Raw genomic sequence first — 10,532 nt, 5'->3', positions numbered from 1 at the left:
ATACTTTCCGATATTTTGCTACTGAAATGGTCGACCGAGGAAAGATCGATTTTATTGGAATAGACGGTGTTTATCCTGATCAGGAATCTATTCGAGATGGCAGCTATCCAGTTTCTGATGTGTTTTATGCTATATATTTAGAAGATGAACACGAGAAAGTAGAGCCATTTGTTGAATGGATTTTGTCTGAGCAAGGGCAAAGGATTATTGAAGAGACAGGGTATGTGTCGGTTGAGGAGTGAAGGCGGAAGGTTAGCTCTAACTAGGTTCCATTTATAGGTGTATTGGAGGCATTCATATGAGTAAAAATGCTTGTATATTTTTAGGTATACCCATGAATCCGATTTTGAATTTGAAATCATTTATAAAGGGCCAAAGGAAGATGTTCAATCAATAGAAAAACTTGAGTTTTCTTATGGTGCAGGGGCAAAAGGCGGAAGTAGGAGTGTGGAATTCGATGAACCACCGAAGGATTCCACATTCACAATTAGTGGTGGTGGCACCGGTGCTCAAATACAAGAAGAAGCGGTAATCCAAGTTGAAGTAAAATGGAATGATTTTGAAGAGTCATTTGAATTGGTTAATCAAGAGGAATAAGAACTACTTAAAGTAAGAGAGGTCTTTGGATTTTAAGAACCTATCCCACCGATATTAACGAGAAGCTTTAGTTAAATAAGGTCCGATAAATCTTTCATCATTATTAGCATAGGGAAGGTTTCTTTAGTTGAATCACTAACGGGAAGTTTAGTTGAAGTATGTTTAAGGAAGGTGGGATATCTTGTATGACCCATAATAAATCGAAAAAGTTTAAATTGTGGATTCCATTGTTACTACTTCTTCTCAACATCATCTTTACTTTATTTTTGATTGAAGAGTTATTAGATGCTACTGAACCAAATTATGGATTTTTAGGTTTTTTAACGCCAATAGTGGCTTTAATTTCTTTGGTGTACATTAGAAAATTTAAAAGAGAAGACCATAGTTTTTTAGTTCGAATTTTACAAGTGTTCAATTGGCTGTTTATTATATTTCCAATAGCTGTTTTTATGGTTTTTCTGTTAGCTTTTTTATAAAATGTAGCTTATTGAAGCAGCACCGAGCGTTAGTCTAATAAGATGGTAAAAAGGGGCTTAGATAAGATTTTAAGTCCCTTTTTGATTTGATTTCTAACTCTCCTTTATTTAATGTTGTATTCTTTACCGTCACGACTGCGTTCCATAAAACCATATTCAATTAAGTAACGGCGCAGTGTCACATGGTCATCATATATTTGCTTTAACACTTGATTCACCTCAAACTCATTATACGTTTGATCGCGGTCAAATTTTGTAGCGATATGTTGCAAAATAATGATCTTACGTTTTTCCTTGCTTGGGAATTGTTTGAGTGGCTTGTCTAACCCTTTGTCAAAATAAGTTTTTAATACTTTTTCTTTCTCCTCTTGAGTAATGGCATAACGTTCATCCACCATCGTCGCCCCCTTATGAATAGTGATAAATGAATTGGAGTCGTCTTGTTCTTTGTCGAGTAACTCCATAATTGCTAGAAAGACTCGTGCTTGTTTTTCTTTTTCTTTAAGTTTGAAGCGATGGTGTCGGATCGTCGATGTATTTTTAGCTTCAATCTGTTTAGCGATTTCTTTATCCGTTAGCCCTGATTTGAAGTGTTGTAAAATGTTTTGTTGTAGTTCAGTTAAACCTGTGTATTTTTTATCGAGTGAAGTGAGGTGCTGAAACATAGAGCCGTGCTCGGAATTGATGTGTTTTTCAGCTGCTTTTCTCGCTTCGAACAATGTGTCTTCGATGGGATATATAACCCCGTTTTCAAACGTTTTCTCACAGATGAGGCAAGTGTATGTATCGTGATTTTGGTTGTAGGTGTAGCCTTTCGTTAACTCTTCAACGGAGGCATCCCAAAATTGGTTGTTAGTCATATTGTAAACATCCTTTTAATTCGTTTGTTTATTTATAAACATGATACATTTAAGTTTTAATTAAGTCAAACAATTTTTAGTTTTGTTTGCAAAAAGAAAAGATGAATGGCATAAGCCACTCACCTTTACAAGCATCCAAAGTTACGCAATATTTTAAAGCGATCAACAGCAAGTATCCCTTGCCACTGTCTTCTAGCTACTGCAAATTCTTGATCAAAGCCTTCCCAATCCCATGAAATATCCCAAATGCCTTCGCTAGTCATTTCATTAATATAAAGTTCGATATTTTTTTCTACTAAATTGCCTAACCGATTGCACAGCGGATGCTCTGGATTTGTTATATAATTTAGGGGCAGAGTTTGATAACCTTCTCCCCAACCGGCTGGGTCCTGTTCAATGCTTTGTTCAGCTAATTGCATTACTTTTTCCGAGACATCATGCAATTGATAGTTAATGACTTGGTTAAAAGTTTGTTCAAAAGGTCTCATAAGTTTAATGCATTGTTGAAAGTTTTGAATTTCATGTGTATCCATTTGAGGTGCTGTCATAAGATGTTCTACTGCAAGTTTAATGGTTTGCCAACCGATTTGAGCACTTTTAGAATCTTGTGGTGACCAGTGGATCAGCATTGCAGCGAGTTCCACGCTTGGGTTGAACTGCCAAAATTGCTGTGCTCCTTCTTGCCATTTCCACCAAAATGCATGTGGGTAATTGTTATTTTCAGGTGTAACTGACGGCCACATGCCAGGTTCGATTTGTGGGAGATTAGTTAAATATTGGGTTAGGGGTCGTATCAGTTTTTCGTCTGGATGTGCACCAATCTCAACTAAAATTTGCCCCGCAGCCCAAGTCGCCATCGGTGTTGAATGAGGGTTCCAAAAGTCAGGCTCAAGTCCATAGCCGAAACCGCCATCTTCATTTTGAAAAGCAGAGAGGCGATCTAGTACATTTTCTTTTGAACCACCTTTGAAGTGATACTCCCATCTTGCTAGCTCTAAGGGACGTGCATTTCTTCTCATCCAAGCATCAGTTTTTTGAAAAGTTTCTTTAGAAATATTCATCATTAACTCCTTTTGAAAATTGTCTTTTTTATAAGCTTCGACATTTTAAGTGAGTATTCCTTTTTAATGTTGGGCGAGAGGTGAGTCATAATTGTCGGACGGAGCGGAGTTAATGTCGGACGCAGGGTCATAATTGACGGACGAAGCATGAATCCCCCAGCTATCCAAATTAAAAAAGCCTAGAATGGGAAAATCCCACTCTAAGCTTTAATCTAAATAACCCATTCTTCATTAACAATCGCAACAAGCTTCCATTCGCCTGCATTGTTTTCTTCATAGACAAGGTTGATTGAACCATAGTCCATGTCGCCTGAACCTTCAACGTGGTACTCAACGACATGGGCTTCAGGGAAGTATTCTTGGATGTTGTTTTCCATCATGCTTCGGTCTTCAAATTCGTCAACTAATCTTTCATCAGGGTTCGTGTAGTCATGTTGGTATACATACTGTTCATGATATTCCATCGGCGTTAGCTCAATGTCGTTGCCACTACCGTCTTCCGTACCCCATAGGTAAACTGTCTCATCAGTTTCAAAGTTAGCGACTTCTTCTGCTGTGAAAATTAAATCGTCTTCACTTACGTTAATATATGGTGAGAATAGTAGGCCTTGCTCTTCATGAACGAAATCTGCTATTGCACTATAATCTTCATTCGCTAAATGCTCAGTAATATTTTCAGATTGTTCTAAGACAATGGCTTCAGAATCTTGTTCAGCTTCCTCAGTTTCTGCTTCTTCAGATTCATCGCGTGCTTCCTCATCCCCCGCAGTGCCTTCTTCTACACGATTTTCAAATGTCGAAGCTTCACCATCAAAATCATCCGACTCTTGAGTTGCCATCGGTTCGTCAGCGTGATCGTCATCTCCCATAAAGCTCATTCCGATAAACGCGATTAAAAATACTGCCGCAGCCGTCGTCACTCCTACAGCTATGCGTCGCATGAAAATCCTCCTTCTGTCTTTTTGGTCATATTGTTCAGCTGTTTTCATGAGTTCAGCATGCATGTTTTCGATTTGCTCATCAGTCATTTTGTGCTTAGGGAGAGATTTCAATTGTTTTTCAAGATTTTTATCATTAAATTCACTCATTTTGAAATCCTCCTTGGACTTCTCCAAGCGCTTTTAGGGCCCGTGAGTAAGTGGTTCTCACTTTTTGGTTTGACCAATTTAATACAGATGCAGTCTCGGAGACGTTTAGTTCTTTAATAGCTCGTAAAATGATCACTTCACGATAGTTGGATTTGAGCGAGTTGATCGCTCGGTATAGTTGCTGCTTTTCTTCATCTTCTTGTACGATCGCATCAGGTGTGACATGATGCCCGATATTGTATGCTTCATCTAAATCTACATTTTGATCCATACCGCGGCGCTTGTTCTTGCGGATATCGTCAATGGCGACATTGCGCGCAATACTAAATAGCCACGTTTTTGGACTGGATTTGCCATCAAATTTGTTCAACCCTTTAATCGCCTTGATGAACACTTCTTGAACGAGGTCTTCAGGGTCACGTTTACCTGTATAGTAAACTAAGAAGTTATAAACGTCATGCTTGTATTGGTAAAACCAGTCGGAAACGATTTCTTTTCTAGACATGTCTATTGCCTCCGATTCCTTGATTCATAACATTAGACGACAAAGTTTCGCGTTTGTGTCATATAAAATAAAAAAGAACTGGCTACTTAACCAATTCCCTTTTTCTAAGGGTGTTATTCATTGAAACGATATTCAATATGCTCTTCATACAGTTTGCGTACGTGTTCGTTCATTTTCTCATGGAACTCTTCAGTTGTGTCTGGGCATGGTTCAATTGTAGTATTTTCACAAAATACATTTGTAAAATAATAAGTTGCGCTTTCGGACTCGATGATGCCTCTTTTATAGCGTTCAAGAGTGAGTTCATCAACATCCATATTTAACATTTCAGCACCTTCTTCTAGCGACGCCAAATATTCTTCTAAGAAAAGTTCGTAAATTCTAGTACCGCGAACACTTTCGAATTCCTCATCGATCTCTTGTTCAGTCATGTTAAATCCATGTTCTTTAGCCTTCAACACAATAATTTTCTGTTGAGCATAATATCGGACGGACTGTTCAAAAGAGTGGTCTCTGTGATACCGATATAAATAAACGTCTTCTGCCGTCACCTCTTCACCCATAACTTCCGCGACAACATCATCTAAATCATATTCAGCTGTGGAAGTACAACCGACTAAAAAGGCAAAGAATAATAGCAATAACAACCTTTTCATGCAAACACTCCTAAGTTAACGTCTTGTAAAATTGTACCATAAAATGTGGTATAATATTTGACGAAAACTGAATAAGAGGAGTGATTATTTTGATTGTAAAAGAGCATGAATTTCCTGCTAAACTATTAAAGTTAGCAGCTGCTCATAATCGTCTTTTTGAGCATCACCCAGATTATCACCAAGTAGAATCAGAACTTTACCGCGAACGATCCGGCTACGCAGGTGAACTGCGTGTCGATTACCCACTAAGCAAACTCGACTTTCCACACTTCATTTTGCACGACCTTCGCTTACGCCTTTTCCAAAACTATTTTCAGATGGATACGTTATTGTTGACTGAGCGGTTCGCACTCATTTTAGAAGTGAAAAACTTTACGGGCATTATTTCAATTAATCCGACTTTCAACCAATTGATCCAAACAGTCGATGGCGAAACCCACACATACGATGACCCCGTCATCCAAGTCGAAGAACAAAAACAACAGCAACTCCAGTGGCTCGGCTTTTCTAGTGTTCACAGATTGCCAATCGAAACCTTAGTCGTTATGGCCAATCCAAAAGCCACCCTCGACATCACTTCAGAAAAACACCGCGAACACATCATACCAATCTCACAATTGACCCAAAAAATTCGCGACATCTCACAAAAATACCACGAGCCAATCATGCCAGTAGACGCCACATCCCGACTTGCTCACAAAATGAAAGACCACCACAACTTCAAAAATTACAACATCGAGAAAAGCTTCCGAATCCATTTTGACGATTACAAAAGAGGCATCTTTTGTCCCTACTGTAAGACAAGCATCATGATCCGTCTTAGGCGCAGATGGCAGTGCCGCCGCTGTAAATTCAGAAGCCACGACGCACACGAAAATGCCTTTAAAGACTTTTTTCTATTAAAAGGGGATGAGATTACGAATAGGGAGGTGAGGGATTTTTTGAGGGTGGAGTCTGATAATCTAGCGAAGTACTTCTTACAGCAACAAAACTTTGAAACTAAAGGGAATACAATAGGTAGAAAATACCTTATGAATTACGAATGCAAAAAGACTTTGACTATTTACTTAAATAAGTGCCGGATAGAAGGAGTTAATGCTGAATAGAAGAAATAATTACCGAATAGGGTGCGGTAGTTACCGAATAGACACCAATAACTACCGAATACCAAGCCTCAACCATAGCTCTCACAACCTCTCGCACCTCATTTTATGCTAATATATGAACTACATCGTTATAAAGGAGTATTTTAATGAATAATTTTAGTATTATATTTGAGGATAATCATTTGCTTGTCGTTGAGAAGCCTGTCAATATGCCGGTGCAGGGGGATGAGTCGAGGGATCTTGATTTGTTGACGGCGTTAAAAGATTTTATAAAAGAACGTGATCAAAAGCCTGGTAATGTCTATCTTGCACTTGTGCATCGGCTAGACCGCCCAGTTGGTGGTGTGATGGTGTATGCGAAAACGTCGAAGGCTGCATCTAGATTGTCGGATCAAGTTCGTCGCCATGCGATGACGAAGGAGTATCTTGCGGTGATTCGAGGTTTCCCTGAAAAGCAGCAGGCTCGCTTAGAAGACTATCTTTATAAAGATAAACGCAAAAACCAAGTTTATGTCACATCAAAAGACTACAACGAAGCGAGAAAGGCTGTACTCGAATACACAGTGCTCGGTCATGAAAAAGGATTATCGCTCGTTAAAGTGAATTTACATACAGGCCGTCCGCACCAAATTCGCGTGCAGCTTGCGAACATTGGTTGCCCGCTTTATGGTGATCAAAAGTATGGGGCGAAAGTAAACAAACCAGGCCAACAAATTGCTCTTTGGTCGCATCAGCTTGGATTAGAACACCCAACATTAAAGGAAGGAAAGAAGTTCACATCGACACCTCCGAACGAAAAACCGTGGCAATCATTTAAAGACCACTTATAAAAAGAATCCTCAAATATTCCGAGGGTCAGTAATTGTAAAATAAGTAAAGGCGAACGCTAACTGAAGCGTTCGCCATTTTTTTATTCCACTCGCGGAGCAGTTGGGTCACAATCAGGGGCTGTCGTATTAGATGATTCAGCTAGTTTCATTAAGTAATAACATTCTTCTCGGTACATATGATCAGCCATCAACTCTGAAAAAGTACTTAACACCGTATTCGACAATTCCATCTCCTCAATTTCACTTAAAAACGTTCTAAATAAATTAAGCTCAACTTCAACATCACTATTAAATCGGTCTAATGCGGGGAAGCTCTCAACATTTGAGCGTAAATAGCCGGTTAATTCAACTGCCTTTATGTAAAATTGGTCGAAGTGTTCACGGAATTTGTCACTTTTTTCTTGAAGCCGCTTTTCAACAGCATCTAGATCATCATTGATTGCACCCGCGTGACCTGAGGCATCCAATAACCAAACTAAATGGTGATGCAGCTCATGGAACACGGGTGGCGCTTGCCCTTCACTTAAATACTTCATCACATGCTGGTATTCTTGCAATTCATTGACCATATGATTAATAAAAGTAGGTGATAAGTGGATTCCGATATCGCCGATTAGATGTCTTGAAATAATCGATAACTTAAAGTTTCGCATTTGTTCTGTCGCTTGAGCAGTTTCGTGAGTAAAGGAAATCACCTCGTTTTCACTCAATCGACGTGCTCTTTCCAACAATCGATCAAACTCATCGATAAAATATTCAGCAATCTCAACATCATCTTCTTCGGTGGGGTAAAGTGAATCTCGAATAAACCGAGCATGATCTCCTAAAACTTGTAACCAAAATTCATGTTCAAACATCGCACTTTCCAAAAAACTACTTTTCATAAAAGTCACTCCTTGTTAGTGTTCTGTAAAATATATTCAAAACTGAACATGACTACCACTAAAATTACAAACTGAATATTATGAATATTCACAAGTGATGTAAGCGATTACCTTCAAGTCATGCATGAGCTCCGCTGATGTGTTTTAAAGTCACAACTTTTCAAACTGCTAAAATAATCAGAAAAAAGATATAGACAACCGTGTTGGCCGATGATATAGTCATCTTTAAAACTAATTTGGAGGGGTAAACATTGGGCCAACTCATCAATGAACCATTAATCGCAACAACCTTAATCTTTGCACTTATTGCTTTCGGTGAATGGTTATCGATTAAGACACGAGCAAGAGTGCCTATGCTTCTAACCGCTATGGTCGGTTATTTAATTTTAGTATGGACAGGAATCTTTCCTGATGATCTATTAGAGCGATCACAGTTCGCGGCATTAGGTGGTATTTTAATTGCAGTCGCAATTGTTCATATGGGAACGTTAATTCCTATGGCGATTTTAAAAGTACAATATAAAGCTGTAATTATCGGCTTAGCTGGTGTTCTCGTATCAGGCATTATCGTCATTTCGACAGTGACATTTTTCTTTGATTACGAAACAGCGATCGCCGGCGTTGGTCCACTAAGTGGTGGTGTCGTCGCATTAATTATTACTTCAGAAAAACTAGCTGAGATCGGATTAACAGCACTCGTTGTGATCCCAGCGTTAGTCGTCGCGTTCCAAGGGTTACTTGGTATGCCACTAGCACTTAATTTCATGAGACGTTACGCGAAAGTCATTCAACAACAAATTGACGAAGGGACATTCGTTCCAGTTAAAAAAGATGAAGACTTAAAAGAAGTGACAAGTAAAGATCCTGTTAAAAATAGCTTAACGATTCGTTTGTTTACCGTATTTGTCGGTGGTGCGATTGCTGTAGCTTTAGATCAATTTACAGGCATTCATTATAGTTTATGGGCATTAGCAATCGGTATCTTCGGATTAAGAATCGGCTTTTACAAACACGAATCATTACGTCATGCTAACTCATTTACGATGACGATGATCGCTATTATTTTCGTCGTAATCGGTACAATGGCTGATGTAACACCTGGACAAGTGCTCGATAACTTACCAGCGATCTTAACTATTTTATTAATCGGTACGTTTGGTATTGCGCTTGGTGGTTATGTCGCATCGAAGTTAGTGAAATGGCACCCATACAAAGGTATGCCAGTTGCCTTAACGGCACTATTTGGATTCCCAGGAGATTATATCGTCTGTGAAGAAGTGAGTCGAAGTGCAGCTCGTAACGAAGAAGAAGAGAAGATGATCTTCGATGAGTTACTATCTCCGATGTTAATTGGTGGTTTTACGACAGTAACAATCGCTTCAGTTGTTATTGCAGGAATATTAATTCAAACACTTTAAGGAGGATGCTATATGACTAAAAAATTAATTCAAAATGCATTATTAATTGATGGAACAGGTGCAGCACCGAAAGAAGGTCAAGTCGTTGTCGTTGAAGATAACAAAATTGCTTTTGTAGGACCTAGCGAAAATTATGAAAGACAAGGTGATGAACAAGTCGTTGATGCTAAAGGAGGAACTGTACTTCCGGGGTTAATCGATACTCACGTTCATATGATGATGGAATATTCACCACTTTCGCAACGTTTAACAACGCCATTTTCATATATGTATTACCAAGCTCAAGAGTATTTAAACAATACGGTTCAAGCAGGCGTAACGACTGTTCGTGATGCGTTAGGAACAGATTTAGGTGTAAAACAAGCTGTTGACAATGGATTAATTATAGGCCCGCGTCTACAAATTAGTGTCAATGCTCTAACCATTACGGGAGGTCATGGTGATGGTACGCAATTAAATGGTGATGTCATTGACATTTTACCATCCGGTCACCGCGGAATGCCAGATGGACGTTGCGACGGAGTAGCTGAAGTTCGTAAAAAGACGCGCGAAATGCTTAGAGCTGGTGCAGATGTTATTAAAGTACACGCTACAGGTGGTGTATTAAGCCCGACAGACCACCCAGAATTCACTCAGTTCTCGTTAGAAGAATTAGAGGCAATTGTTGAAGAAGCTCATTTCCGTAAAGGTGTTAAAGTGATGGCACATGCGCAAGGTGCTGAAGGGATTAAAAATGCGGTTAAGGCAGGGATCCATTCAATTGAGCATGGTATTTTCATTGACGATGAAGCGGCTGACTTAATGGTCGAAAACGGAACATTCCTTGTGCCAACATTACTCGCACCTGTATCTGTTTTAGAAACAGCCGATGAAAAAGGAATGCCACAATCAGCAGTCGATAAAACAGAAGAAGTGATTGAACAACATAAGATCAGTTTCAAACGAGCTTACGACAAAGGTGTTAAAATCGCAATGGGAACTGATGCTGGTGTTATGAAGCATGGCACGAACTTACGTGAGTTAGCATTAATGCGAGATGCAGGCATGGACC

12 protein-coding genes and 1 pseudogene are annotated in these 10,532 nt (G+C 39.2%); 7 read left to right on the top strand and 6 right to left on the bottom strand.

Going from position 1 to position 10,532, the window contains the following annotated elements:
• The 3 genes and pseudogenes from A194_RS0111110 to A194_RS0111100 form a co-directional block, all read left to right on the top strand.
• A pseudogene (locus A194_RS0111110) lies at nucleotides 1-242 on the top strand (hypothetical protein); the annotation flags it as partial.
• A 70-nt stretch (nucleotides 243-312) separates the two neighbouring features.
• The gene (locus A194_RS18235) at nucleotides 313-597 is read left to right on the top strand and encodes a hypothetical protein (RefSeq protein WP_017186917.1); all 285 of its coding nucleotides are present in this window, start codon (nucleotides 313-315) and stop codon (nucleotides 595-597) included.
• Nucleotides 598-782: 185 nt separating this feature from the next.
• A complete protein-coding gene (locus tag A194_RS0111100) occupies nucleotides 783-1,073 on the top strand; it encodes a hypothetical protein (RefSeq protein WP_017186916.1) in 291 nt (96 codons plus the stop codon).
• Between the two features lie 104 nt (nucleotides 1,074-1,177).
• Here the strand turns inward: A194_RS0111100 and A194_RS0111095 are convergent, their stop codons facing one another.
• The 5 genes from A194_RS0111095 to A194_RS0111075 all read right to left on the bottom strand — a co-directional run bounded on the left by A194_RS0111095 (nucleotide 1,178) and on the right by A194_RS0111075 (nucleotide 5,243).
• The gene (locus A194_RS0111095; RefSeq protein ID WP_017186915.1) at nucleotides 1,178-1,933 is read right to left on the bottom strand and encodes a DUF2087 domain-containing protein; all 756 of its coding nucleotides are present in this window, start codon (nucleotides 1,931-1,933) and stop codon (nucleotides 1,178-1,180) included.
• A gap of 125 nt (nucleotides 1,934-2,058) precedes the next feature.
• Nucleotides 2,059-2,997: a hypothetical protein gene (locus tag A194_RS0111090; protein WP_237718764.1), complete on the bottom strand. Its 939-nt coding sequence runs from the start codon at nucleotides 2,995-2,997 to the stop codon at nucleotides 2,059-2,061.
• A gap of 209 nt (nucleotides 2,998-3,206) precedes the next feature.
• Nucleotides 3,207-4,082, bottom strand: coding sequence for a hypothetical protein (locus A194_RS19445; protein WP_017186913.1), 876 nt, complete (start codon nucleotides 4,080-4,082; stop codon nucleotides 3,207-3,209).
• Nucleotides 4,075-4,587, bottom strand: a complete 513-nt coding sequence (locus A194_RS0111080; RefSeq protein ID WP_017186912.1) for an RNA polymerase sigma factor — start codon at nucleotides 4,585-4,587, stop codon at nucleotides 4,075-4,077. The genes A194_RS19445 and A194_RS0111080 overlap by 8 nt, the downstream gene beginning before the upstream one ends.
• A 113-nt stretch (nucleotides 4,588-4,700) precedes the next feature.
• On the bottom strand, nucleotides 4,701-5,243 hold the full coding sequence (locus A194_RS0111075) for a hypothetical protein (protein WP_017186911.1): 543 nt from the start codon (nucleotides 5,241-5,243) through the stop codon (nucleotides 4,701-4,703).
• A gap of 89 nt (nucleotides 5,244-5,332) precedes the next feature.
• Between A194_RS0111075 and A194_RS0111070 the strand changes: the two genes are divergently transcribed.
• Nucleotides 5,333-6,349 (top strand): nuclease-related domain-containing protein, encoded by a 1,017-nt coding sequence (locus A194_RS0111070; protein WP_017186910.1) that lies wholly within the window; start codon nucleotides 5,333-5,335, stop codon nucleotides 6,347-6,349.
• A gap of 146 nt (nucleotides 6,350-6,495) precedes the next feature.
• Nucleotides 6,496-7,179 carry an RluA family pseudouridine synthase gene (locus A194_RS0111065; RefSeq protein WP_017186909.1) on the top strand — a complete coding sequence of 228 codons (684 nt, stop codon included), beginning with the start codon at nucleotides 6,496-6,498 and terminating at the stop codon, nucleotides 7,177-7,179.
• An 80-nt stretch (nucleotides 7,180-7,259) separates the two neighbouring features.
• On the opposite strand, the gene A194_RS0111060 is transcribed toward A194_RS0111065, so the two are convergent.
• Nucleotides 7,260-8,063 carry a DUF2935 domain-containing protein gene (locus A194_RS0111060; RefSeq protein WP_017186908.1) on the bottom strand — a complete coding sequence of 268 codons (804 nt, stop codon included), beginning with the start codon at nucleotides 8,061-8,063 and terminating at the stop codon, nucleotides 7,260-7,262.
• 251 nt (nucleotides 8,064-8,314) lie between these two features.
• Here A194_RS0111060 and A194_RS0111055 point away from each other — a divergent pair, with 251 nt between their 5' ends.
• A complete protein-coding gene (locus tag A194_RS0111055) occupies nucleotides 8,315-9,481 on the top strand; it encodes a hypothetical protein (RefSeq protein WP_017186907.1) in 1,167 nt (388 codons plus the stop codon).
• A 12-nt stretch (nucleotides 9,482-9,493) separates the two neighbouring features.
• A partial coding sequence (locus A194_RS0111050) for a metal-dependent hydrolase family protein (protein WP_017186906.1) occupies nucleotides 9,494-10,532 on the top strand: 1,039 nt, incomplete at its 3' end.

The organism is Alkalibacillus haloalkaliphilus C5, from assembly GCF_000269905.1.
GTDB lineage: Bacteria > Bacillota > Bacilli > Bacillales > Alkalibacillaceae > Alkalibacillus > Alkalibacillus haloalkaliphilus_A.
Note: the sequence above shows the minus strand (reverse complement) of the source record. Positions and strands in the feature narration are given on the sequence as shown.